Genomic DNA, 23,115 nt, shown 5'->3' on the forward strand with positions numbered 1-23,115 from the left:
CACGCGACCGGGAGGCCAGGGACATGGCAGAGCCGAGGATCTTCACGTCCGCCGACGAGCTGAAGGCGGCGGTGGGCGAGCAGCTGGGGTACAGCGACTGGCTGGAGATCGACCAGAAGCGGATCGACCTGTTCGCGGAGGCGACCGGCGATCACCAGTGGATCCATGTGGACCCGGAGAAGGCGGCCGCGGGCCCGTTCGGCACGACCATCGCGCACGGCTATCTGACCCTGTCGCTGGTGCCCCTCTTCGGGCCGCAGCTGATCCAGGTCGAGGGCGTGAAGATGGGCGTCAACTACGGCACGAACAAGGTCCGCTTCCCCTCCCCCGTCCCGGTCGGCTCCCGGCTGCGCGCCACCGCGACGATCAGCGGCGTCGAGGACGTGCCGGGCGGCGTCCAGCTGACCGTCACCTACAGCGTGGAGCGCGAGGGCGGCGACAAGCCGGTCTGCGTCGCGGAGTCCGTGGCCCGCTTCTACGTCTAGTACGCCCGAGGGGGCGGGCGGGCTACTTGGCCCCCACCATCCGCAGGACGAGGTCGGCGTAGAGACCGCCGACCTCGTCAGGCGTCCAGGGGCCGTCGACGCTGAACCAGCGGGCCACGTCGATGCAGAGCGAGAGGACGGCGAGGGTGGTGCCCTTGACGTCCAGGACGTTGAACTCGCCTGACGCCACGCCGTCCTCGACGATCCCGCGCACCTCGGCGTCGCACTGCCGGCGCAGCGCGAGGATCTCGGCGCGGGCGTCCGGGCCGAGCGAGTCGAGTTCGTACTGCACGACCCGTGCGGTGGTGCGTCCGCCCGCGTGCCAGCGGACGAAGGAGCTCACGGCGTCGGCGAGCCGCTCGGTCGCGGTGCCCTCCCGCCGGGACGCCGTCCGCAGGATCTCCAGGGCTTTCTCGTGGCCGATCCTGCTGATGCGGTGGAGCAGTTCTTCCTTGGTCTTGTAGTGGATGTAGAGCGCGGCGGGACTCATACCGGCACGCCCGGCGATGTCGCGGGTCGTCGTGGCGTGGTAGCCCCGCTCCGCGAAGGCCTCCACCGCGGCGACGAGCAGCCGCCGGGCCGCGTCAGGCGTGACCTCGCCCCACGGCTGCGGCTCGCCGCCGACCGTCTCCTGCGCCGTACTCATCGCTCGTTCGCCCCTTTCACCGGCAGGGGCAACACCATACCGCCGAAGGTGAGCGGGCGCTTAGAGCGCCCGCTCACAGCTTTTCGAAGGGGTCGTGGTCGGCAAGCAGCTTCTCGAGCCTCGCCTGGTCGACGCGGTTCACGATCTGACCCGCCTCCTGGCGGTCTCGGATGATCTTGGCCAGCGTGAAGGCGGAGGTGACGAGGTACAGGACGGCGATGCCGAGGAAGGCACGCACCCAGGCGTCCGCCTGGAGATTGTAGATGCCGATGGCCGTCGCGGCCATGGCGACCCCGAAGGACGCGACGGCCTGCCCGTAGAAGGCCGCGGTGCTCTGCTGCTTGACCGATGTCTCACTCATGGCGACAAGGATCGGCGGACGTGGACCGCGCCACATCCGCCGAAGTACTCAGCCGGATACTCAGAAGGCCGAGACCCCGGTCAGCGCCCGCCCGATGACCAGCTTCTGGATCTGGCTGGTGCCCTCGTAGAGGGTCATCACGCGGGCGTCGCGCAGCAGCTTGCCGGCCGGGTACTCGTCGATGTAGCCGTATCCGCCGAAGACCTGGAGGGCGTTGTTGGCGGCACGTACGGCTGCCTCCGAGGCGAAGAGCTTGGCCTTTGAGGACTCGGTGGCGAAGGGCAGGTCGCGGTCGATCAGGTCGGCGACCCGCCAGGTCAGCAGGCGGGCCGCGTCCACGTCGACGGCGATGTCGCTGATCAGCTCCTGCACCAGCTGGTGGTGGGCGATGGTCTTCCCGAACTGTTCGCGCTCGCCCGCGTACCGGACGGCCGCGTCCAGGGCCGCCTGGGCTATGCCGACACAGCCCGCCGCCACCGACATCCGGCCCTTGGCCAGGGCGGACATGGCGACCGGGAAGCCCTTGCCCTCGCCGCCGAGCATCGCGGACGCCGGGACGCGCACGTCCTGAAGCACCAGTTCGGCGGTGGCCTGGCCGCGCAGGCCGAGCTTGCCGTGGATGGTGCGGCGGGTGAAGCCGGGCGTGTCGGCCGGCACCAGGAAGGCGGAGACGCCCTTGTGGCCGGGGTCGTCGGTGGAGCGGGCGAACAGCAGCACCACGTCGGCCCAGGTGCCGTTGGTGATGAACATCTTGCTGCCGTTGATGACGTAGTCGTCGCCGTCGCGGACGGCGCGCGTGGCGAGGTTGCCGGCGTCGGAACCGGTGCCCGGCTCGGTGAGGCCGAAGCAGCCGACGTACTCGCCGGAGGTCAGCCCGGGCAGCCACCGCCGCTTCTGTTCCTCGCTCCCCCATGCGGCGACGGTCTTGGCGACCAGGCCGAGGGAGACGGAGACGATCCCGCGCACCGATGAGTCACCGCGGCCGAGCTCCTCGGTGACCAGGCAGTACGCGAGGTGGTCGCCGCCCGAGCCGCCGTACTCCTCGTCGATCGTCAGACCCAGGAAGCCGACCTCGCCGAGCTTCTTGACGATCGACCGGTCTACCTCCTCGGCGCGGTCCCAGGCGACGACGTGGGGGGCGATCTCATGCTGCACGAAATCCCGCGCGAGCCGCCGTACGGCCTCCTGCTCCTCGCTGAGCTCCAGGTTCATGCAGCGTCACCCCACAGAGAACGAATCTTGAAGGCCGTACATTTAAATTAGCACTGCTAGTTTCAGTGCGCAGCCCTACTATGTGCCCCATGGCCCGACCGCACAAGCCCCTCCTCAGCACCGACCGGATCGTCGCGACGGCACGGGCGCTGGTGGACGCGGAGGGCCTCGCGGCCGTCTCCACGCGCCGGCTCGCCGCCGAGCTGGGGGTCAGCGGGCCCTCGCTGTACAACCACTTCCGCACGAAGGACGAGATCCTCGAGGCAGTCGCCGACTCCGTGAGCGCGCAGGTCGACCTGTCGATGTTCGAGGACGGCCGGGCCTGGCGGACCGCGCTGCACGACTGGGCCGTCTCGTACCGGGCCGCCCTGCGCGACCACCCGAACATCGTCCCGGTCCTCGCCCGCGGCCCCGGCCGCCGCCCCGCCGCGCTGCACCTCGCGGACGCGGTCTACGGCGCGATGGTCGCCGCGGGCTGGCCGCCGGCACAGGCCACGTCCATCGGCGCGCTGATGCGGTACTTCATCATGGGCTCCGCGCTCGGCTCCTTCGCCGGCGGCTTCGTGGACGACGCGAGCGCGTACGACCCCGCCGACTACCCCCACCTCGGACAGGCCCACCTCCTCGCCGAACAACAGGAGAAGATCGACGAGCGGGCCTTCGAGACGGGCCTCACGGCGCTGCTGGACGGGCTGGTGCGGCAGTACGAGCAGGCCAGGGGTACCGCGTAGGGACACTTCGGTGGGCACCGAAGTGTCCGTGTCCCATGCTGGAAGGCATGACCACCAGGGACCCTCAGGCACCGCGGCTGGCGCGCCTCGCCGGACTGATCGCCGACGAGACCCGGGCCACGTGTCTGCTCGCGCTGCTCGACGGCCGGGCGTGGACCGCCGGTGAGCTGGCCCGGCACGCGGGCGTCGCCGCGTCGACGCTCAGCGAGCACCTGGGCAGGCTCGTCGCCGGCGGACTGCTCACCGAGGAGCGGCAGGGCCGGCACCGGTACGTCCGGCTGGCCGGCCCCCGGGTCGCCCAGCTGGTGGAGGACCTCGCGGCCCAGGTCGCACCGGAGGCAGTCGTACGACCACGCACGCTGCGCGAGTCGAGCGCCGGGGCGGCGATGGCCCGCGGACGCACCTGCTACGACCACCTGGCCGGACGGCTGGGCATCGCACTCACGGACGCGCTGACGGCACGGGGACTGTTGCGGCAGGACCTGGGGTTCGCACTCACGGAGGCGGGCCTCGGCTGGTTCGACGCGGCCGGTATCCGCCTCGACCGTACAAGCCGCCGCCCACTGGCCCGGGCCTGCCTCGACTGGACCGAGCGCCGCTCCCATCTCGCGGGCGTCGCGGGCGCGGCCCTGTGCCGGCACACCCTGGACGCCGGGTGGTGCGTGCGCATCGGCTCCGAGCGGGCCGTGAAGGTGACGGCGGCGGGCGAGAGCGCCCTGTCCCGGCTGCTGGGCATCGAGGCGGGTGCGCTGCGCTGAGGCTCGGCCGATGTCCGTACGCGGCTCAGCCCGGCGGATGCACACGCGGTCGGCGTCACGTCCGAAATCCGCGAGACTCCTGACTCTCCCCCACCTAACCTCTGGAGCATGATGAACTCCCCCCGTCGTCCGGAGCTGATGGCCGCCGGCGCCGCCACCGTCACGGTCGTGCTGTGGGCCTCCGCTTTCGTCTCGATCCGCAGTGCCGGCTCCGCCTATTCACCGGGTGCGCTGGCGCTCGGACGCCTGCTGGCCGGGGCCCTGGCGCTGGTGGCGATCTGTCTCGTACGACGGGAGGGGTGGCCGCCGCGGCCTGCCTGGCCGGGGATCGCGATATCGGGGGTGCTGTGGTTCGGCTTCTACATGGTGGTCCTGAACTGGGGCGAACAGCAGGTGGACGCCGGTACGGCGGCCCTGGTCGTGAACATCGGGCCGGTCCTCATCGCCCTGCTCGGCGCGGGACTGCTCGGTGACGCGATGCCGCCGCGGCTGCTGGCGGGGATGGCGGTGTCCTTCGCCGGAGCGGTGGCGGTGGGGCTGTCGATGTCGGACGACGGCGGATCGTCGGTGCTCGGGGTGGTGCTGTGTCTGCTCGCCGCGGTCGGCTACGCCGGCGGTGTCGTGGCACAGAAGCCGGCCCTCGGCCGGGCGAGCGCGCTGCAGGTGACGACGTTCGGGTGCCTGGTCGGCGTGGTGGTGTGCCTGCCGTTCGCCGGCCGGCTGGCCCACGAGGCCGCCGACGCGCCTGCCTCCGCGACCCTCAACATGGTCTACCTGGGTGTGTTCCCGACCGCGCTGGCCTTCACGACCTGGGCGTACGCCCTGGCCCGTACGACCGCCAGCCGCATGGGAGCGACCACGTACGCGGTCCCCGCGCTGGTCGTCCTGATGTCGTGGCTGGCGCTGGGCGAGGTGCCGGGGCTGCTCACACTGGCAGGCGGGGCGCTGTGCCTGACGGGCGTGGCGGTGTCGCGGTCGGGGCCCCGGGGCCGCACGGCCCGGGCCGCGGTGCCGGACGGGGTTCCGGAGCCGCGACCCGAGCGGGCGCCCGACTCAGCGTGAACGGGCCCGGTCCGCAAGGACCTTGATCGAGACCAGGGCGATCAGCGAGAGCACGACGATGTAGCCGGACACCGCCATCGACGTGCCCGTCACCTCCAGGAGCAGCACCATCACGAAGGGGGCGAGCCCGCCGCCGAGCACGGCCGCGATCTGGTAGCCGAGCGAGGCGCCCGTGTAGCGCATCTCGGGCGTGAACAGCTCGGCGAACAGGGCGGCTTGAGGGCCGTACATGATGCTGAGGAAGCAGCTGGCGACGAACGTGCCGACCGCCAGCCACAACAGCGAGCCGGTGTCGATCAGCAGGAACAGCGGTACGGCCCACAGTGCGATGCCGGCCGCGCCGAACGCGTAGATCCGGAGGCGGCCGATGCGGTCGGAGAGCGCGGCGGCAGCGGGGATCAGCACGAGCTGGGTGAGGCTGACGCAGAGGGAGACCATGAGCACCGCGCTGCGCTTCATACCGAGTTCGCGGGTCGTGTAGTCGAGGACGCCGGTGATGATGATGTAGAAGGTCGCGGTGTTCACGGCGAAGGAGCCGCCCGCGAGGAGCACGGTGCCGAGGTGACCGCGGAGGATCGTGCGCAGGGGGGAGCTGCGCTCGGCCTTCTCCTTCTCGGACAACTCCTGTTCGGCCTGCCGGAATTCGGGCGTCTCCTCGACCCGCGTGTGGATGTACCAGGCGAGGACGAGCACGAACAGACCCACCAGGAACGGCAGCCGCCAGCCCCAGGCGGCGAAGGCGGAGTCGCTGGTGAAGGCTCCGGCCAGCAGGAAGACGGTGTTGGCGGTCACCACGCCGATGGGGACACCGAGCTGGACGAAGCTGCCGTAGACGCCGCGCTTGCCCTCGGGGGCGTATTCCGTGGCCAGCAGCATCGCGCCGCCCCACTGTGCGCCGACCGCGACGCCCTGGGCGACGCGGAGGACGACCAGCAGGATCGGCGCGGCGACACCGATGGTGGCGTAGGTCGGGAGCAGGCCGATGCCGGTGGTGGCCACGCCCATGAGCGTGAGGGCGAGGACCAGCATCGGCTTGCGGCCGCGCTTGTCGCCGAGGTGTCCCGCGACGATGCCGCCGAGCGGACGGGCGAGGAAGCCGACGCCGAAGGTGGCGAAGGCGGCGAGGACACCGGCGGTGGGGCTGCCGGCCGGGAAGTACAGGTCGCCGAGGACGAGGGCGGCGGCTATGCCGAAGACGAAGTAGTCGTACCACTCGACGGCCGAGGCGAGCGCTGCCGCGGTGGCTACGCGGCGGCCGTTGGCCGCGGGGGGAGCCGTCGTGGCGAGTGGGGGAGCGGAAGGGGCGGTGTCCATGCGTGCACACTCCGGTGGGTGCGGTGGGGACGTTCCCGGGAACGTACCGACCAGGCGGTATGGAGTCAACGGTGTGCAGGGTGGTTTCTCGGCCGCGGGTGGGACCGGGGCGCGTTCGTGCCGGGTGGGACCGGGGGCGGCGTTCGTGGGGGCGGGTGGGACCGGGGGCGCGCTGGGGAGGATGCGGGTGGGGGCTCAGGGCGCGCTGGGGGGAAGATGCAGGCGGGGGCTGGGGGCTCTGCGCCCCCGGCCCCCGATCGGCCGGAACGGCCTCGTCCTCAGACGCCCGGACGGGCCGGGTGTGCGACGTCCGTCAGAAAGTGATCAGCGCGCGTCCGCCCTTGCCCGCCAGCATGTTCTCGAAGGCCGCCGGGATGCCCTCCAGCCCGATGCGATCCGTCACCAGCGCCCCCAGGTCCAGGCGGCCCGCCCGTACGTGCTCGGCCAGCACCGGCAGGTCCTTCGCCGGGTCCGAGTTGCCGTACACGCACCCCGAGAGGGTCCGGCCCCAGTGGAAGATCTCCAGCGCGTTGAAGGTGACCTGCTGGTCCTTGCCCCCGATGCCCACGACCGTCGTACGGCCGCCGCGGCGGGTGGAGTCCCAGGCCGTGCGGATCGTGGCCGCCCGGCCCACGCACTCCACGGCCACGTCGACGCCCTGCTTGCCGGTGAGGGCTCGGATCTCCCGGGCGGTGGTGTCGGAGGCGACGACGTAGTCGGTGGCTCCTGCCGCGCGCGCCAGCTCCTCCTTCTCCGGGGAGACGTCGACCGCGACGATCTTCGCGGCGCCGGCGATCCGGGCCGCCTGGAGGGTGGCGAGCCCCACCCCGCCGACGCCGAACACGGCCACCGTCTCCCCCGGCCTGACCTTCGCCGAGTGGTGGACGGCGCCGTAGCCGGTGAGGACCGCGCAGCCGAGGAGGGCCGCGTCCGCGAGAGGGACGCCGTCCGGCACGGGAAGCACGCAGGCCGCGGACACGACCGTCTCTTCGGCGAACGCGGCGACGTTCAGGCCGGGGTGGAGGTCGGCGCCCTGCGTTGTGCGGGCGTACACGTCGGTGGCGCCGTTCATCGCGTTGGCGCACAGCCAGACCTCGCCGAGCGAACATGCGTGGCAACCGCCGCAGGACGGCGCCCAGTTGAGGACGACGCCGGCGCCGGGAGAGACATGGGTGACGCCTTCGCCGACGGCGACGACCGTGCCCGCGCCCTCGTGGCCGAGGACCGCCGGGACCGGTACCCGCATGGTGCCGTTGGCCAGGGACAGGTCGGAGTGGCACACCCCGGCGGCGGCGAGGCGCACACGGACCTGGCCGGGGGCCGGGTCGGGGAGATCGATCTCCGTGATCTCCAATGGGGCACCGACGGCGGGAAGTACAGCGGCTCGCACCACGTGAAAACGCTCCTCAGAACTGCAGGGACTTGGTCTGAAGGTACTCGGACAGGCCATGCGTGCCGAGTTCGCGGCCCACGCCCGACTGCTTGTAGCCGCCGAACGGGGCGAGCGGGTTGAAGCGGCCGCCGTTGATGTCGACCTGGCCGGTCTCCAGCCGGCGGGCGAAGGCCACCGCCTCCGCCTCGTCGCCGGCCCAGACGGCACCGGCGAGGCCGTAGACCGTGCCGTTGGCGATCCGCAGGGCGTCCTCCTCGTCCTCGTAGCGCAGGACCGACAGGACCGGGCCGAAGATCTCCTCCTGCGCGATCGTCATCTCCGGGGTGACGTCGGCGAAGACCGTGGGGCTGACGAAGTAGCCCTGCTCGCGGGGGGATTCGGGACCGCCCGCGACCAGACGGGCGCCCTCGGCCACGCCCTTGACGATGTATCCGCGCACCCGCTCCTGCTGCTGGGCGTTCACCAGCGGGCCGATGCGGTCGCCGTACTTGGCGGCGGCGGCCGCGGCCAGTCCGACGGCCTCGTCGTACTGGTCCCGGTGCACCAGCATGCGCGTCCACGCGCTGCACGTCTGGCCGGAGTTGGACATGACGTTGGCGACGCCGACGTTCACCGCCTTGGCCAGGTCGGCGCTCGGCAGGATGACGTTGGCGGACTTGCCGCCCAGTTCCAGGGCGACCTTCTTGACCGCGGCGCCGGCCGTTGCGCCGATCCGCCTGCCGACGGCCGTGGAGCCGGTGAAGGAGACAAGGTCGACGTCCGGGTGCTCGGCGAGGGCCTGCCCGGCGACCGGGCCGAGGCCGGTGACCAGGTTGAAGACGCCCGCCGGAATCCCGGCCTCGTGGACCGCCTCGGCGAACAGCTGAGCGGTCAGCGGGGTGTCTTCCGCGGGCTTCAGAACCACCGTGCAGCCCGCCGCCAGCGCCGGGGCGGCTTTGGCGACGATCTGGTGGAGGGGGTAGTTCCAGGGCGTGATCGCGGCGACCACGCCGACGGGCTCCAGATAGACGGTGGAGTTGCCGGCCTTCTCCTCGAAGGCGTACGTCGCCGCCAGCTCGGCGTACGAGCCGGCGACCGCGATCGGGATGCCCGCGTGGACGGTCTGCGAGAACCCGAGGGGCGCGCCGAGTTCGGCGGTGACCGTCTCGGCGATCTCGTCCCTGCGGGCCACGAGGACGTCCCGGAGGGCCGCCAGGCGTGCGGCCCGGTCGGCGGGCGCGGTCGCGGCCCAGGCCGGGAGAGCCGCACGGGCGGCCCGTACGGCCGCGTCGACGTCCGCGGCGGTGCCCGCGGGGACGGTCCCGATGACCTGCTCGTCGGCCGGGTTCACCACCTCTGTCACGTCCTGGCCCGCGGCGGGGCGCCATGCGCCGTCGATGTACATGCCGTCGTGTGCCTTCATCGTGCTTCCTCCCGGCGGGGTGCGCGTCGTCCGACATAAACTAGCGATGTTAGTTTTAGTTGGCCAGACGTCCCATGACATCAGAAGCCGACGCCGGCCGGGGCACTCCGTGTCCGGCTTCACTCACCCAGGTCCGGCTAGCCGCGCCGGGGCCGGGCAGATGCTCTCGCCGTGCTGGTCGAAGACGAAGAGGTGGGCGATGTCGACCTACGGGACCTGGCCGTCGCAGGACGCTCGATGCGCCACAGCGAGCCGGACGCGGCGGCTGCCCCGGCGCCCGCGCGAGCAGGGCGAGCGCGCTGGTGCCCGCCATGTCGCCCCCCGCCAGTCCGCCCCGCACGAACAGGACCGCGACTTCGGCCACTTCACCATCGGTGCCTCGCTCGGCCGGCTGGTCGGCCCGATCGCGGCGGGCACCCTGATCGCGACGAGCGGCTGGGAGCCGATGACGAAGCAGAGACGGCCGAGTCCCATCACCCCGCTCCACACCGCTCGCCCAGAGGGAGTCCGCGACACCGCTCATGGCGCAGCCGCCGGCGCTGAGGACGACACCGACGGGCAGCAAGGGTGCGCAGCGGCCGTGGTCGGTGCGGCGGCCGAGCGGTACGGCGGCGAACAGCGGGAGGAGGGCGTACACGCCCGCGATCACGCCGGTCGCCCGCTCGTCCGCGCTCAGCGCGAGGGCCCGGCAGGACACGGCAGGCCGGGCCGTCGACACCGCCCCCTGCGCGAAGCCGAAAGGCGATGACGAGGCGGAGCAGCCAGCCGCGGTTCCCACCGGGCCCATGGGTTTCCTCCGGGGAGGGTCAGATGATGCCGTACAGGATGCCCGCGCCGAGGATCAGCAGGCAGGTGAGGGCTGCCCACTTCACCACGAACCGCGTGTGGTCGCCGAACTCGACCTTGGCCATGCCGACCAGGACGTACACGGCCGGGACGAGCGGGCTGGACATGTGCAGCGGCTGGCCGACGAGGGAGGCGCGGGCGATCTCCAGGCTGGAGACACCGTGGGCCTGACCGGCTTCGGCGAGCACCGGGAGGATGCCGAAGTAGAAGCCGTCGTTCGACATGAAGTACGTGAACGGGAGGGACAGCAGGCCGGTGACCAGGGCCATGTGCGGGCCCATGCCGTCGGGGATGCCGTCGACGACCCACTTGGCCATGTGGTCGACCATGCCGGTGCCCTGGAGGACGCCGGTGAAGACAGCGGCGGCGAAGACCATGCCGGAGACGTTGAGGACGTTGTCGGCGTGAGCGGCGAGCCGGGCCTTCTGGTCGGGGATGTGCGGGAAGTTGACGGTCAGCGCGAGCGCGGCGCCGAGCAGGAACAGCACCGGGATCGGCAGATACTCCATGATCATGGCGGTGAGCAGGCCGACCGTGAGCAGCGCGTTGAACCAGTAGAGCTTGGGGCGCAGGGTGGGACGGTTCGGGTCGAGGCCCTGGAAGCCCTCCTCGGGCTCGTCGGCGGCGTCCGCGCCGGAGCCGGAGCCGGAACCGCCGGTGCGCGGCGGCGCCTTGCCGTCACCGGAGCCGCCGGCGCCCACGAGCACCGTCTCGGTCTGCTTCTCGTCGGCGTTCTCCTCGACCAGCACGTCGGCCAGCGTCAGCACGCCGAGCCGCTTGCGCTCGCGGCGGCCGAGGACGTACGAGAGGAGGAAGACGCCCGCGAGGCCGACCGCGAGAGCCGGGATCATCGGGACGAAGATCTCGCTGGCGTCCAGCTTCAGGGCGGTGGCGGCGCGGGCCGTCGGGCCGCCCCACGGCAGCGTGTTCATCACGCCGTTGGCCATCGCGGCGACACCGGTCATCACGACCAGGCTCATCTTGAGGCGCTTGTACAGCGGGTACATCGCCGAGACCGTGATCATGAAGGTGGTCGAGCCGTCGCCGTCGAGCGAGACGATCGCGGCGAGGAGCGCGGTGCCGACCACGATGCGAAGGGGGTCGGCCTTGCAGAACTTCAGGATCGCGCGAACGATCGGGTCGAAGAGGCCGACATCGATCATCACACCGAAGTAGACGATCGCGAACATGAGCATCGCCGCGGTGGGGGCGAGGCTGGAGACGCCGTCGATGACGTAGTCACCGAGTTTGGCGCCCTTCCCGACGAAGACGCAGAACAGTGCCGGGATCAGCACGAGCGCCGCGATCGGCGACATCTTCTTCAGCATGATCAGGACCAGGAAGGTCGCGATCATGGCAAAGCCGAGGATGGTCAACATGAATGGATACCTAACGTTCGCCCTTGAACTCCCACCAGGGCCGGCGGTGCGATGACGTTAGGACCGTTCGTTTGGCGTTAACAAGATGCTGACGTGCGAGCAATAAGCGCAAAACTGCAGGTCACGGCTTTGCACAGGTCAGAGGCGTGAGCAGTTCGGGGCTCTTTCAGGACACGGAGGCGAGTGCGGTGATCTCAACGGGCACTCCGTTGAGCACCGCGTTGCCCGACAGAGGGTCGAGCAGGCTGCCGTCGAGGAGCTGGTTGACGTTGACGCCGGGGTCGGCGGACGCATGGCTCATCCGGGTGCCGGGCCGGTCGTGGCCCCAGCCGTGCGGCAGGCTCACCACGCCCCTGCGCACGCCGTCGGTGACCTCGGCGGGGGCGGTCACCTCTCCCCCGGCGCCCTTGACCCGCACCGGTGCCCCGTCGCTCACGCCGAGCCGTTCGGCGTCCGCGGGGTGGATGTGCAGGGTGCAGCGATTGGTGCCGCCGGTGAGGGCGGGCACGTTGTGCATCCAGCTGTTGTTGGACCGCAGATGGCGGCGGCCGACGAGGACGAGGCCGTCGGGGCGCTCGCGCAGGGCTTCCCTCAGGCGCGGCAGGTCGTCAGCGATCGGCTGCGGCAGCAGTTCGACCTTGCCGCTCCGCGTCTTCAGCGGCTGCGGCAGCCGGGGCCGGAGCGGGCCCAGGTCGATGCCGTGCGGGTGGGCAAGGAGCTTCTCCAGGCTCAGCCCGTCCGGCCGTCCGCCGAAGCCGTCGCCGTAGGGGCCGAGGCGCAGCATCATGTCGAGCCGGCGCTCGGGGCCGGTCTCGCCGGAGAGCTGCGCGGCCAACTCGCGGGGGTCGCGGCCGTGTACCGGTGAGTGGGGTTCCTTCACCGCCTTGCCGAGGGTCTGGCCGATGACCAGGTCGTCGACCGCGGACGGGTCGGCGCCGTGCATACCGGTCGCGGCCAGGGTCAGCCGTGCCAGGATCTCGGTCTCCGCCATCCGGCCGGGCTCCAGGGGGACGGCGGGGCGGTTGTAGCGGACCTGGTTGCGTACGGCGAGGGTGTTGAAGGCGAAGTCGTGGTGCGCGCTCTGCGAGGGCGGGGGCGGGGGCAGCACGACGTGGGCGTGGCGCGAGGTCTCGTTCAGGTACGGGTCGACGCTGACCATGAAGTCCAGGGAATCCAGGGCCTTGTCGAGGCGGTCGCCGTCGGGGGCGGACAGGACGGGGTTGGCGGCGACCGCGACGAGGGCCCGGACCGGTTCGCCCTCCGCCGTCGCGGTGTCGATCTCCTCGGCGAGCGCGGAGATCGGCAACTCGCCCTTCGCCTCCGGGTGTCGGCTCACCCGGGAGTGCCAGCGGCCGAGCGCGAAGCCGTGGCCCGGTCCGGCGGGGCGGGGCGTCTTGTCGGTGGCCGCCTGCGGGAAGAGGGCACCGCCGGGGCGGTCGAGGTTGCCGGTGAGGATGTTGAGGACGTCGACGAGCCAGCTCGCCAGGGTGCCGTGCGGGACCGTGCAGCTGCCGATGCGGCCGTACACGGCGGCGGTGGGGGCGGCGGCCAGTTCACGGGCCAGGGTACGGATCACGGAGGCGTCCACGTCGCAGGCCCCGGCGACGGATTCGGGCGTGAAGTCCCGTACGCTTTCACGGAGTTCGGCGAGCCCCTGGAGGTGCTCGGTCAACTCGCCGGTGTCGGCGAGGCCTTCCTCGAAGAGAACGTACGCCATCGCCGCGAGCAGCAGGGCGTCGGTGCCGGGCAGGATCTCGATGTGCCGGTCGGCGAGCTTGGCGGTGCGGGTGCGGCGCGGGTCGATGACGGTGAGGGTGCCGCCGCGGGCCTTGAGTGCCCTGAGCTTGCCCGGGAAGTCGGGGGCGGTGCACAGACTCCCGTTGGACTCAAGGGGATTGGCGCCGATGAGGAGCAGGTGGTCGGTGCGGTCGAGGTCGGGTACGGGGATCGCGTGGGCGTCGCCGTACAGCAGTCCGCTGGAGACGTGCTTGGGCATCTGGTCGACGGTGGACGCAGTGAAGATGCTGCGGGTGCCGAGGCCCGTGAGCAGCGCCGGCGGGTAGAGGGCGCCGGCCATGGTGTGCACGGTGGGGTTGCCGAGGACGACGCCGACGGAGTTCGGGCCGTACCGCTCGACGATGGGCCGCAGGCCCGCCGCGACCGCGTCGAACGCCTCCTCCCAGGTGGCCTCGCGCAGCTCGCCGTCCTTGCGCACGAGGGGGGTGCGCAGCCGGTCGGGGTCGCCGTCGACGGCTCCGAAGGAGGCGCCCTTCGGGCAGATGAAGCCGCGGCTGAACACGTCGTCGCGGTCTCCGCGGGCGCCGGTGACCCGGGTGCCGTCGATGGTGAGGGTCAGCCCGCAGGTGGCCTCGCACAGGGGGCAGATTCGCAGGGCGGTGCGGGACACGGGTCCTCCCGGTGGACGGCGAGCGGCGGCGGTGACGCATGGACTGCGGCCGAGCATACCGACCGGTACGCACGTAGGGGAGACCCGGCGTGGAGCGGGATCGGAAATTCCCGCCGGGTCCGCTCGCCGGCAGGGTTCAGTCCAGCACGCGCGCCAGATACCCCCGCAGCATCTCCCGCGCCTCCTCGATGATCCGCCCATCCCCCTCCGGCGCCACCCGGAAGGCCAGGTGGACCAAGGTGTCAGCGGTCTCCACGGCGATCAGGAAGGTGCGCCGCAGATCGTCGTCCGGCTCGCGGCCGAGGAAGCCGGAGAGCAGGTCGGTGAGGCGGTCGGCCACGCGGTGGTTGGGCTCCGCGTCGCGTGCCCCGACCGGGATCTGGTTGCCGAAGTCGACGAGGGAGAAGCCGGGCGCGGTGCGTTTCATGGCCAGGTATTCGTCGAGTACGGCGTCCATGGCCGCCCGCCAGTCGCCGCGCCGCGCCTCCTTCAGGCGCAGGGTGACGCGCTCGGCGTACCGCTCCAGGTTGCGCTGGGCGAGCGCGTCGGCCATCTGCCGCTTGTTGCCGAAGAAGCGGTAGACCGAGCCGATCGGGACGCCGGCGCGCAGGGCGACGGCGCGGGTGCTCAGGGCGTCGTAGCCGGCCTCGTCGAGGAGGTCGGCGCAGGCGTCGAGGATCCTGGTCAGACGTTCGGCACTGCGCCGCTGCACGGGCGCACGGCGTAGCGATGTCGCTTGGGGCACGGGCTTCATGATGCCTCTCCGCCGCGGTCCGGTGAACCTCGCCCCTCGGTACGCGGACGAATGCCCGGGGCACTCAACGCGCCGGACGTGGCCGCGGCCCTGTCCGCACCCCCGCCGAACGTGGTCATGGCACCGTCCGTGCCCCAGCCGGATGTGGTCATGGTCCCGTCCGCACCCCCACCGAACGCGGTCATGGCACCGCCCGCGCCCCCACCGAACGCGGTCATGGCACCGCCCGCACCCCGCCGGACGAGGCCATGGCACCGCCCGCACCCCCGCCGGACGTCGGCTCCGGCTCCGGCTCCGGCTCCGGCTCCGATGCCGTGATGTCCGCCGTGCTCTCCACCGGCTCGCCGTCGACGGCCCACACCGTGTCGTCGTCGGCGTACAGGCGCGCCGTGACGTGATGCGTGCCGTGCGGGACGTAACGGGCCGCGAGGTGGTATTCGGGGGCGCGGAGGCCGGCGACGGGGCGGCCGTCCACGAGCAGGACGGCGGCACCGCGGCCGGGCACCGCCTTCGCCTTCGTGCCGGCGGGCGAGAAGCGGAAGTTGCGGACGGTCAACCGGACGTCCCAGCCGGCCCGGGGATCGGGCTGCACCTCGATGTCGACCTCGGGTGCGCCCTGCTCGTCAACCTCACGGTAGTGCCGCCCTCCTTCGTCGGTGTCCTCGAGGAGCCTGCCCACCGGGGAGGGCGAGGCTCCGTTCTTCCCGTTCCGCTGCTCGTGACCATCGCCGGAGCCGCAGCCCGCGGATCCGGTCAGCAGCAGGACACAGACCGCGAGCGCGGCGAGGAGTCCGCGCGTCCACGACATGCTCCGGAGACTAGAACACCGGTCCGACACCCGAATCCCCCTGGAGTCTGGTTCCCCTCCTCCCTGGTGAGGAGGTCCCGCTGACCTCTTGCGCACACGAAACCGCAATCCTACGGTGATACATAGGAATCGATGCCAAGGGAGCGATCATGAGCGGGGACGCGCGGAAGACCGCGGAAGGCCTGGCCCACCTCACCGGATTCGGCAACGAGCACGGCTCCGAAGCCGTTCCGGGAGCACTGCCCGAGGGCCGCAACTCGCCGCAGCGCGCACCCCTCGGGCTGTACGCGGAGCAGCTCAGCGGTTCGGCGTTCACCGAGCCCAGGGCGCACAACCTCCGCTCGTGGCTCTACCGCATCCGCCCCTCGGCCGCACATCCCGCGTTCACCCGCACGGACAACGGCGCGATGCGCACCGCCCCCTTCACCGAGGCGGTCCCCGACCCGAACCGGCTGCGCTGGAACCCCCTGCCCGAGCCCCCGGCGGGGACGGACTTCCTGGCGGGCCTGTGGACCCTGGGCGGCAACGGCGACGCGGCCCAGCGCACCGGCATGGCCGTGCACCTGTACCACGCCACCTCCTCCATGGACCGGGTCTTCAGCGACGCCGACGGCGAGCTGCTGATCGTCCCCGAGCAGGGCGGGCTGCTGCTGCACACCGAGTTCGGTCAACTGCATGTGGAGCCGGCACACATCGCACTGATCCCTCGTGGGGTCCGCTTCCGTGTGGAACTCCTGGACGCCTCGGCCCGCGGCTATGTGTGCGAGAACTACGGGGCGCCCTTCCGCCTCCCCGACCTCGGCCCGATCGGTGCCAACGGGCTGGCCAACGCCCGTGACTTCCGCGCTCCCGTCGCCGCGTACGAGGACGTCGAGGGCCCGGTGGAGGTGGTCAACAAGTTCTGCGGCAACCTCTGGACGGCCACCTACGACCACTCACCGCTCGATGTGGTCGCCTGGCACGGCAACTATGTGCCGTACGCCTACGACCTGCGCCGATTCAATGTGATCGGCAGCATCAGCTACGACCACCCCGACCCGTCGATCTTCACGGTGCTGACGTCTCCGTCCGACACTCCCGGCCTCGCCGGCGTCGACTTCGTGGTCTTCGCGCCGCGCTGGCTGGTGGGCGAGGACACCTTCCGGCCGCCGTACTTCCACCGGAACGTGATGAGCGAGTACATGGGCCTGATCGAAGGCGCGTACGACGCGAAAGCGGAAGGCTTCGTGCCGGGCGGCGGCTCGCTGCACAACATGATGTCGGCGCACGGTCCGGACCGGGACACCTTCGACCGGGCGAGCGCCGCGGAGCTCCGGCCGCAGAAGATCGACGACGGACTGGCGTTCATGTTCGAGACCCGCTGGCCGGTCACTCTCGCACCGCACGCGGCACACGCGGAACACCTGCAGCACGGGTACGACGACGTGTGGCAGGGGCTCCAGCGCCACTTCCACCCCTTGCACTAAAGAATCCCCTACCGGTACGGATGGCCCCGTGACCTCCTTCGCCCCGGACTCGATCGTCCTGAACCGCAAGCTGCCGCTCTGGTACCAGGTGTCGCAGTCGCTGCGCGCCTCGATACTCGGCCGCTCGCCGCGGGACCCGCTGCGCCTGCCCACAGAGGAACAGCTGGCCGGGCACTACGGGGTGAGCGTGCTCACCATGCGCCAGGCACTGAAGGAACTGGAGGACGAGGGGCTCATCACACGCCACCGCAGGCGGGGCACGTTCATCGAGCCCGCCGCCCAGCGGGGCGCCCCGGTACGGCTGCTCGGCTCGGTGGACGCGATCGTGGCCCAGCAGTCCGGCATGACGACCGAGCTGCTGGACCACGGCACGTCGCCCGTGCCCGCCGAACTCGCCGAGTACTTCCCGGACCTGGCCGAGACGGCGACGTACCACCGGCTGCGCAGCGACGAGAAGACGGGCGAGCCGACCAACCACGCCCGCAACTGGCTCCGCCCCGAGCTGGCCCGGCTCATCGTTCCGGAGGACCTGGTCCGCTGGCCGATGACCAAGGTGCTGCGGGACGTCGTCGGGGCGGACATCAGCCGCATCACGGACACGGTGGAGGCCCGCCTCGCGGACCCTGAGACGGCACGGCTGCTCCAAGTCCCGCTGCTCAGCCCGATCCTGCACTACACGGGCATCACGTACGACACGGACGGCCGCCCTCTGGACGTGGCCGTCATCCATTACCGGGGCGACCGCTTCTCCTTCACGGTGACCCTGGACGCCACCTGAGTCCCGTGGCCGTACACCGACGTACCATGCCCAGCGTGACGCACGACGACGCTCCGCTGCTGGCGGACCTCATGCCGTGGTCCGTCGCACCGCCGCGGCTCGGCCGGGGGTGGCCGGCGGGCCCCGACGCCGCATCCCTCACAGCCCGCTGGGACGCCTTCGTGAAGGCCGAGGGCCCCGACCGGGAGGCGCTGTTCGAGCCGACCCGCTCACGCACGCTGCACTCCGCGGTGGGCCAGTTGCCGGGCCGGTCCAGCGGCACGGAGAAGCTGGTCCGCGCCTCGGGCGCCTGCCCGGAGCCGGTGCGGGTGCTGCACGCCCCCTTCGACGAGCAGTGGCTGATCCCCGACCAGCGGCTGATCGACACGGCTCGGCCCGAGTTGTGGCGGGTGGCGGACGAGCACCAGATCTTCACCGTCGAGACGCCCGGCCCCTCCGGCCCCCTCCTCCTCGCGACCTCCCTCCTCCCGCTGCTCCGCCCCGGCCGCATCCGCCCGCTCTACCGGCGCCCGGGCGGCGAGGAGCCCAACCTGGCACCGGGCCTTCCGGGCCACCTGGCAACCCGCCTCGGCCTTGCGCCCGCCCCCCTGGACATCCTGGCCTGGATCATGGCGACGGTACGGCCCGGCCTGTCCGTCCCCCTCACCGCCGACGCCGAACTCTGGTCGCACGGCGTCGAGTTGGGCCGGCACATGCTCTGGCTGATGCGCCGCGACGGCCAACGCCCCAAACTCCCCGGCGGCCGGCGCCCTTACGTCCGGGCCCCGCTGCCGCCCCGCCCTCTGACCCTGCACTACGACCGCAACGAAGAGACCCTGCACCTGGACGGGGGCCGCATATCCCCGGTCCCACCGGATGCCTGGGACTTCGAGGTGGCCGGGGTACGGGTCCTGGAGCAGTGGTTCGCCGCTCGCACGACCGACCCCGAGCCGGGCACACTCGCGGTGATCCGCCCGGCGACATGGCCGCAGACATGGACGTCGGAGCTGCTCGAGCTGATCACGGTGCTCGCACTGCTGGCGGAACTGCGCCCACAGCAGGAGGAGTTGACGGTGGCCTCACCGATCACGGCGGCGGAGCTGCGGAAGGCGGGAGTGCTCCCGGTGCCGGGAGCGGCACGGCAGCCGGCCTCGGTCTTCGATCACCACGAGGAAGGCCCAGAAGGCCAGTTCACGCTGCTGTGAGCGCCCCGAGGGGCGCGGGGCTGTGACGGCATGCGGCCCCGCCGCGTGGGCGCCACCAGCCACAACGAGCCCGCATCCGCCGCCGAGTCACCCCTACGGCGCACATACATCCCTCCGCGGGGGCTGCCGGGCCGGCTGCGCACGGCGGCCGAGTGGAATCCGGTCAGCGCGGTGACGACGGCGCTGCGGGATCTGTTCAGGACCGCGCCGGTGCCGGCGGGGGCGGCCTGACCGGTGGCGCATCCCGTGACCGGGTCACTGGCCTGGTGTGCCGTGCTGCTCGCGGTGTTCGTGCCGCTCGCCAGTCCACCGGATACGCGCCCGGCCTGCGGCAGGGCCGGCACCTCGGTGCACGGGTGGGTGGGACCGTGCGGAGGTGACCGGCAGGTTCGGTCGGCGTGGTGTCCGCGCTCGGTGAGCAGACCGGGGCAACGCTGCACGCCGTGGGGATGACGGACGGTCAGATCGCAGCACTGCGCAGGGACGGCTGGCAGCCCGAGCGCGGACCTTGGGGAACGCCGGTGTAGCTCAGCGCCCTCCGAACAGCGAACGGCGCAGTCGGCGCAGCGGTGCGAAGAGCGAGACCCTGCTCACTCGCGCGCCCCAGCCGCTGCGGTCGTGCGCGGTGTCACGCGCGGTCAGCTCACGCATCAGCGAGGTCGCCTCGGCCGCCTCCCGCTGCGGGACGGCAGGACCCCCCAGCACCGAGAGATGGCGGTCGAGGCGCGAACTGGTCGCGCTGCTCCCGCAGGTGATCGCAGGGACCCTTGCCCTGCTGCGCACTGTTATCTGTTCCATGTCACTCCCCACCCGTACGAGTCCACCCGGCCCGGGCAGGGTAACCCTATCGCCCCCTCGGGGCACCCGTGTATCGCGGTCACAGGATTCACCTTCCCTGTAGGCGGGTTGACGATTACTCTCCGAATCCGACTGATTTCAGGGCGAGTTGGACAACCGGCCGGGTGGTTGGCTGTGCTGAGCCCCCGTCGGGCTCGACTGTCACAGCGAGTGACGTGGACGACTTGGTGAGACCGGACGCGACCAAGGGCGTGTCGCTCTTGAAGAGCCCGAGGGAGCGCGGTTGTGCGCCCGGGCGCATGAGCCACAGCTGGCGTACTTTCCCTCCCGGCGGGGCGTCGTACCCGCTCAGTGTGACGACCGCGCGCCCCTCCGATGCGGAGGCGATCACTCCGATACTTCGGCCCCGGGTGTCCCGGCCGGTCGTCGCCCGTGCGTCGGGGGCCGCGAGAACGTGGGCGATCTCACTCGCCCGGGCCCGCTCGGCGTCCAGCCTCTCCTGCGTCTGGCCGGCCTGGACGGCGAAGAGTGAGGCGACCACGAGCGCCGCGGCGGCCGTCGCGGTGGCGAACGGCACGAAGAGGGGGCGCGACCGGGGCGCACGGGTGCGCCCCGGCGGCGGCTGCGTGCCCCAGACATGGGGCGGCAGCTGGGGCGCCCGCGCCGGGTCCTGCTGGGCGGACTCCTGGGGAGTCGTGCGTACGGCGGCCAGCACCCGTTCGCGCATCGCGGCCGGCGCGGGTGCCGCCGTCGACCAGGCGAGGCGGACGGCGTCCTCGGACAGGGCCCGTACCTCGGCGGCACAGCTGTCGCAGTTCTTCAGGTGCTTCTCGAAGCGGACGCGCTCGGCGGGTTCCAGGGCGTCGAGGGCGTACGGGGCGGCGAGCGAGTGGATGTCCTCGCGGTTGAACAGACGGTGGAGGAGACTCACGCGACACCTCCCAGGCACTTGCGCAGCTGGGTGAGTCCGTCGCGCATACGGGTCTTGACCGTGCCCAGCGGCAGGGAGAGCCGCTCGGCCACTTCACGGTAGGTGTAGCCGTCGTAGTAGGCGAGGGTGACGGACTGCCGCTGGAGGGCGGTGAGGCGGTCCAGGCAGCGGCGGACCCACTCGCGTTCGAGGCCCGCCTCCACCTCCTCGGAGACCTGGTCGAAGGCGGGGTGGTGGGCCCGCCGGGCCTCGCGCTGCTCGCGTTCGCCTGCCGCGCGGGCGCTGCGCACCCGGTCCACGGCCCGGCGGTGGGCGAGGGTGAGGACCCAGGACAGGGCGCTGCCCCGGCCGGGGTCGAACCGCGCGGCGGACCGCCAGAGTTCGAGCAGCACTTCCTGGGCGACCTCCTCGGACTGTGCCGGGTCCCGCACCACGCGCCGCACGAGCCCGAACACCGGCCCGGACACCAGTCCGTACAGCTCCTCGAATGCCTTCTGGTCCCCGCCTGCCACGAGCACCAGAAGCTCGTCCGCCTCCAACTCCGTCCCCCTCCCACAAGGCCGCACTCGGCCCGTCCCGTCACATGAGGCATTCGCAACCAGTGTGCCTCCGGATGGGGTTACGGATCAGCGAGCCGAAAAAGCGGGTCGCCCGACGGTGAAACAAGTTCTGAGACGCGACGTAAGAACGTTTGAGATTCGACCAATCCACCCTGTCGGCCGCTCCGAATGGCGTTCGTCAGGCAAGTTGGCACTGAGGACGGACGGCATGACACCTATATCCAGGAGCGGTGCGGGACGCAGGAACCTCGCGACCCTCGTATGTGGTGCGCTGGCCGCCGGAGGGCTCGCAGCCGCCGGCGTGGCCACGCTGGAACCGGGGGCGGCCTCCGCCTCCAGCCACCGGGAGGCTCCGCTGATCTCGGGGACCCCGCAGTACGACAACACGGACGTGTACGCGTTCGTCAGCCCGGACCACCCGGACACGACGACGATCATCGCGAACTGGATCCCGTTCGAGGAGCCGGCCGGCGGCCCGAACTTCTTCACGTTCGCCGAGGACGCGCAGTACGACCTCCACATCGACAACAACGGTGACGCGCAGGGTGAGCTGCTGTTCCGCTACACCTTCAAGACGCACACGAAGAACGACAAGACGTTCCTGTACAACACGGGCCCGGTCACCAGCCTGGACGACCCCGACCTCAACATCACGCAGACGTACGACATCGACCTGATCAAGCTGCACAACCAGAAGGAGACGGCGAGGACGAAGATCGCCGACGACGTTCCGGTCGCTCCGTCGAACGTCGGCAAGGCGTCGATGCCGGACTACAAGACGCTGCGCAAGCAGGCGATCCACAAGCTCACCAACGGCGCCAAGACGTTCGCCGGGCAGGCCGACGACCCGTTCTTCCTGGACCTGCGCGTCTTCGACCTGCTGTACGGCGGGAACCTGTCCGAGGTCGGCCGTGACACGCTCAAGGGCTACAACGTCAACTCGATCGCCCTGCAGGTCCCGACGGACATGATCACCGAGTCGTCCCACCAGCCGGTCGTCGGCATCTGGTCGACCACCCAGCGCAAGAACGCGCAGGGGTACTACTCGCAGGTCTCGCGTCTGGGCAACCCGCTGGTCAACGAGGTGGTCAACCCCCTCAAGGACAAGGACAAGTTCAACGCGTCCGCGCCGTGGGACGACGCCCAGTTCCTGAAGAACGTGACCAACCCCGAGCTGCCGAAGCTCATCGAGGCGATCTACAAGATCAAGGCGCCGGCCGAGCCGCGCAACGACCTGGTCGACGTCTTCCTGAAGGGCGTGAAGGGCCTCAACCAGCCGCCGAACGTACGCCCGGCGGAGGAGCTGCGTCTCAACACGTCCATCAAGCCGGCCTCCAGCCCCAAGCGGCTCGGCGTCCTCGACGGTGACAACGCGGGCTTCCCGAACGGCCGCCGGCTCGCCGACGACGTGATCGACGCCTCGCTCCAGGTCGTCGAGGGTGAACTGGTCGGTTCCAAGAACGACCTGGGCGACGCGGTCGACAAGAACGACAAGAAGTTCGGCAAGTCCTTCCCGTACCTGGCCAACCCGACGGCGGGTTCCCGCGGCGCGCTCGCCAAGGGCGTCAGCGGCGGCAACGACGTCCGCAACCAGCTGGGCGACGCGCTCCAGCCGGCCGGCGCGGGCACCTCCGACGACACCACCCTGATCGCCGCCTCGGCGGGCGCCGGCGCTATCGGCATCCTCCTGATCGGCGGAGGCCTGATGTGGTGGCGCCGGATGCGGGGCCGGGCGTACTAGTGCCGCGTCAGCCAAGGTTCGCCCCGTCGCGACGCCCGGCACGCCCTCTCGCCGCACCGGCCGAAAGCCCGAGTACGTCCAGTACGAGGACTTCCGGCC

21 protein-coding genes and 2 pseudogenes are annotated in these 23,115 nt (G+C 71.4%); 9 read left to right on the plus strand and 14 right to left on the minus strand.

The annotated features are described in order from the left end of the window. The first annotated feature begins 23 nt into the window (after nt 1–23). The gene (locus ACZ562_RS12120) at nt 24–485 is read left to right on the plus strand and encodes a MaoC family dehydratase (RefSeq protein ID WP_471176801.1); all 462 of its coding nucleotides are present in this window, start codon (nt 24–26) and stop codon (nt 483–485) included. 22 nt (nt 486–507) lie between these two features. On the opposite strand, the gene ACZ562_RS12125 is transcribed toward ACZ562_RS12120, so the two are convergent. The 3 genes from ACZ562_RS12125 to ACZ562_RS12135 all read right to left on the minus strand — a co-directional run bounded on the left by ACZ562_RS12125 (nt 508) and on the right by ACZ562_RS12135 (nt 2,704). Next, a complete protein-coding gene (locus ACZ562_RS12125; protein WP_471176804.1) occupies nt 508–1,131 on the minus strand; it encodes a TetR/AcrR family transcriptional regulator in 624 nt (207 codons plus the stop codon). A gap of 73 nt (nt 1,132–1,204) precedes the next feature. Then, a complete protein-coding gene (locus tag ACZ562_RS12130) occupies nt 1,205–1,492 on the minus strand; it encodes a YiaA/YiaB family inner membrane protein (RefSeq protein WP_471176807.1) in 288 nt (95 codons plus the stop codon). A 60-nt stretch (nt 1,493–1,552) separates the two neighbouring features. After that, nucleotides 1,553–2,704 carry an acyl-CoA dehydrogenase family protein gene (locus tag ACZ562_RS12135; protein ID WP_471176810.1) on the minus strand — a complete coding sequence of 384 codons (1,152 nt, stop codon included), beginning with the start codon at nt 2,702–2,704 and terminating at the stop codon, nt 1,553–1,555. An 89-nt stretch (nt 2,705–2,793) separates the two neighbouring features. Here ACZ562_RS12135 and ACZ562_RS12140 point away from each other — a divergent pair, with 89 nt between their 5' ends. The 3 genes from ACZ562_RS12140 (at nt 2,794) to ACZ562_RS12150 (ending at nt 5,255) form a co-directional block, all read left to right on the plus strand. Then, nucleotides 2,794–3,435, plus strand: coding sequence for a TetR/AcrR family transcriptional regulator (locus ACZ562_RS12140; protein ID WP_471176812.1), 642 nt, complete (start codon nt 2,794–2,796; stop codon nt 3,433–3,435). A gap of 47 nt (nt 3,436–3,482) precedes the next feature. Continuing rightward, entirely contained in the window at nt 3,483–4,193 is a 711-nt protein-coding gene (locus ACZ562_RS12145) for an ArsR/SmtB family transcription factor (RefSeq protein ID WP_471176815.1), read from the plus strand. A 108-nt stretch (nt 4,194–4,301) separates the two neighbouring features. Continuing rightward, nucleotides 4,302–5,255, plus strand: coding sequence for a DMT family transporter (locus tag ACZ562_RS12150; protein WP_471176818.1), 954 nt, complete (start codon nt 4,302–4,304; stop codon nt 5,253–5,255). Here the strand turns inward: ACZ562_RS12150 and ACZ562_RS12155 are convergent. From ACZ562_RS12155 to ACZ562_RS12190, 8 genes and pseudogenes are all read right to left on the minus strand, one after another. Then, nucleotides 5,247–6,569, minus strand: coding sequence for an MFS transporter (locus ACZ562_RS12155; protein ID WP_471176821.1), 1,323 nt, complete (start codon nt 6,567–6,569; stop codon nt 5,247–5,249). The two genes, ACZ562_RS12150 and ACZ562_RS12155, sit on opposite strands and share 9 nt — an antisense overlap. Nucleotides 6,570–6,882: 313 nt before the next feature. Beyond that, nucleotides 6,883–8,019: a Zn-dependent alcohol dehydrogenase gene (locus ACZ562_RS12160; protein ID WP_471176824.1), complete on the minus strand. Its 1,137-nt coding sequence runs from the start codon at nt 8,017–8,019 to the stop codon at nt 6,883–6,885. Further along, on the minus strand, nt 7,976–9,364 hold the full coding sequence (locus tag ACZ562_RS12165; protein WP_471176826.1) for an aldehyde dehydrogenase family protein: 1,389 nt from the start codon (nt 9,362–9,364) through the stop codon (nt 7,976–7,978). Before ACZ562_RS12165 ends, ACZ562_RS12160 begins: the two co-directional genes overlap by 44 nt. A gap of 233 nt (nt 9,365–9,597) precedes the next feature. Then, nucleotides 9,598–10,125, minus strand: a pseudogene (locus ACZ562_RS12170) (MFS transporter); the annotation flags it as partial. 45 nt (nt 10,126–10,170) lie between these two features. Continuing rightward, entirely contained in the window at nt 10,171–11,589 is a 1,419-nt protein-coding gene (locus ACZ562_RS12175; RefSeq protein ID WP_471176829.1) for a CitMHS family transporter, read from the minus strand. Between the two features lie 166 nt (nt 11,590–11,755). Beyond that, nucleotides 11,756–13,996 (minus strand): molybdopterin oxidoreductase family protein, encoded by a 2,241-nt coding sequence (locus ACZ562_RS12180; RefSeq protein WP_471176832.1) that lies wholly within the window; start codon nt 13,994–13,996, stop codon nt 11,756–11,758. 136 nt (nt 13,997–14,132) lie between these two features. After that, complete coding sequence (locus ACZ562_RS12185) at nt 14,133–14,750, minus strand: TetR/AcrR family transcriptional regulator (protein ID WP_471176835.1); 618 nt, start codon at nt 14,748–14,750, stop codon at nt 14,133–14,135. Nucleotides 14,751–14,964: 214 nt separating this feature from the next. Further along, entirely contained in the window at nt 14,965–15,558 is a 594-nt protein-coding gene (locus ACZ562_RS12190) for a hypothetical protein (RefSeq protein WP_471176838.1), read from the minus strand. A 149-nt stretch (nt 15,559–15,707) separates the two neighbouring features. Here ACZ562_RS12190 and hmgA point away from each other — a divergent pair, with 149 nt between their 5' ends. The 4 genes and pseudogenes from hmgA to ACZ562_RS12210 all read left to right on the plus strand — a co-directional run. Beyond that, on the plus strand, nt 15,708–17,024 hold the full coding sequence (hmgA, locus tag ACZ562_RS12195; protein WP_471176840.1) for a homogentisate 1,2-dioxygenase: 1,317 nt from the start codon (nt 15,708–15,710) through the stop codon (nt 17,022–17,024). 28 nt (nt 17,025–17,052) lie between these two features. Continuing rightward, nucleotides 17,053–17,802: a GntR family transcriptional regulator gene (locus tag ACZ562_RS12200; protein ID WP_471176842.1), complete on the plus strand. Its 750-nt coding sequence runs from the start codon at nt 17,053–17,055 to the stop codon at nt 17,800–17,802. 26 nt (nt 17,803–17,828) lie between these two features. Then, nucleotides 17,829–18,986 (plus strand): type ISP restriction/modification enzyme, encoded by a 1,158-nt coding sequence (locus tag ACZ562_RS12205; RefSeq protein ID WP_471176845.1) that lies wholly within the window; start codon nt 17,829–17,831, stop codon nt 18,984–18,986. 93 nt (nt 18,987–19,079) lie between these two features. Then, nucleotides 19,080–19,289, plus strand: a pseudogene (locus tag ACZ562_RS12210) (ABC transporter permease); the annotation flags it as partial. A gap of 225 nt (nt 19,290–19,514) precedes the next feature. On the opposite strand, the gene ACZ562_RS12215 reads toward ACZ562_RS12210, so the two are convergent. From ACZ562_RS12215 to ACZ562_RS12225, 3 genes are all read right to left on the minus strand, one after another. Continuing rightward, nucleotides 19,515–19,784: a hypothetical protein gene (locus tag ACZ562_RS12215; RefSeq protein ID WP_150943227.1), complete on the minus strand. Its 270-nt coding sequence runs from the start codon at nt 19,782–19,784 to the stop codon at nt 19,515–19,517. Between the two features lie 115 nt (nt 19,785–19,899). Next, nucleotides 19,900–20,715 carry an anti-sigma factor gene (locus ACZ562_RS12220; RefSeq protein ID WP_471176850.1) on the minus strand — a complete coding sequence of 272 codons (816 nt, stop codon included), beginning with the start codon at nt 20,713–20,715 and terminating at the stop codon, nt 19,900–19,902. Beyond that, nucleotides 20,712–21,254 carry a sigma-70 family RNA polymerase sigma factor gene (locus ACZ562_RS12225; protein WP_150943914.1) on the minus strand — a complete coding sequence of 181 codons (543 nt, stop codon included), beginning with the start codon at nt 21,252–21,254 and terminating at the stop codon, nt 20,712–20,714. The genes ACZ562_RS12220 and ACZ562_RS12225 overlap by 4 nt, the downstream gene beginning before the upstream one ends. A 229-nt stretch (nt 21,255–21,483) precedes the next feature. Between ACZ562_RS12225 and ACZ562_RS12230 the strand changes: the two genes are divergently transcribed. After that, entirely contained in the window at nt 21,484–23,016 is a 1,533-nt protein-coding gene (locus ACZ562_RS12230) for a DUF4331 domain-containing protein (RefSeq protein ID WP_471176853.1), read from the plus strand. Nucleotides 23,017–23,115: the final 99 nt, after the last annotated feature.

The sequence above is a fragment of the Streptomyces sp. NPDC040410 genome, assembly GCF_055595715.1.

Coding starts and splice junctions, on each gene's coding strand:
- ACZ562_RS12160 (WP_471176824.1), bottom strand. CDS start 8,019: ATGGCCTGTCCGAGTACCTTCAGACCAAGTCCCTGCAGTTCTGAGGAG.
- ACZ562_RS12165 (WP_471176826.1), bottom strand. CDS start 9,364: ATGAAGGCACACGACGGCATGTACATCGACGGCGCATGGCGCCCCGCC.
- ACZ562_RS12205 (WP_471176845.1), top strand. CDS start 17,829: ATGCCCAGCGTGACGCACGACGACGCTCCGCTGCTGGCGGACCTCATG.
- ACZ562_RS12125 (WP_471176804.1), bottom strand. CDS start 1,131: ATGAGTACGGCGCAGGAGACGGTCGGCGGCGAGCCGCAGCCGTGGGGC.
- ACZ562_RS12230 (WP_471176853.1), top strand. CDS start 21,484: ATGACACCTATATCCAGGAGCGGTGCGGGACGCAGGAACCTCGCGACC.
- ACZ562_RS12145 (WP_471176815.1), top strand. CDS start 3,483: ATGACCACCAGGGACCCTCAGGCACCGCGGCTGGCGCGCCTCGCCGGA.
- ACZ562_RS12215 (WP_150943227.1), bottom strand. CDS start 19,784: ATGGAACAGATAACAGTGCGCAGCAGGGCAAGGGTCCCTGCGATCACC.
- ACZ562_RS12175 (WP_471176829.1), bottom strand. CDS start 11,589: ATGTTGACCATCCTCGGCTTTGCCATGATCGCGACCTTCCTGGTCCTG.
- hmgA (WP_471176840.1), top strand. CDS start 15,708: ATGAGCGGGGACGCGCGGAAGACCGCGGAAGGCCTGGCCCACCTCACC.
- ACZ562_RS12140 (WP_471176812.1), top strand. CDS start 2,794: ATGGCCCGACCGCACAAGCCCCTCCTCAGCACCGACCGGATCGTCGCG.
- ACZ562_RS12130 (WP_471176807.1), bottom strand. CDS start 1,492: ATGAGTGAGACATCGGTCAAGCAGCAGAGCACCGCGGCCTTCTACGGG.
- ACZ562_RS12120 (WP_471176801.1), top strand. CDS start 24: ATGGCAGAGCCGAGGATCTTCACGTCCGCCGACGAGCTGAAGGCGGCG.
- ACZ562_RS12150 (WP_471176818.1), top strand. CDS start 4,302: ATGATGAACTCCCCCCGTCGTCCGGAGCTGATGGCCGCCGGCGCCGCC.
- ACZ562_RS12135 (WP_471176810.1), bottom strand. CDS start 2,704: ATGAACCTGGAGCTCAGCGAGGAGCAGGAGGCCGTACGGCGGCTCGCG.
- ACZ562_RS12185 (WP_471176835.1), bottom strand. CDS start 14,750: ATGAAGCCCGTGCCCCAAGCGACATCGCTACGCCGTGCGCCCGTGCAG.
- ACZ562_RS12155 (WP_471176821.1), bottom strand. CDS start 6,569: ATGGACACCGCCCCTTCCGCTCCCCCACTCGCCACGACGGCTCCCCCC.
- ACZ562_RS12190 (WP_471176838.1), bottom strand. CDS start 15,558: ATGTCGTGGACGCGCGGACTCCTCGCCGCGCTCGCGGTCTGTGTCCTG.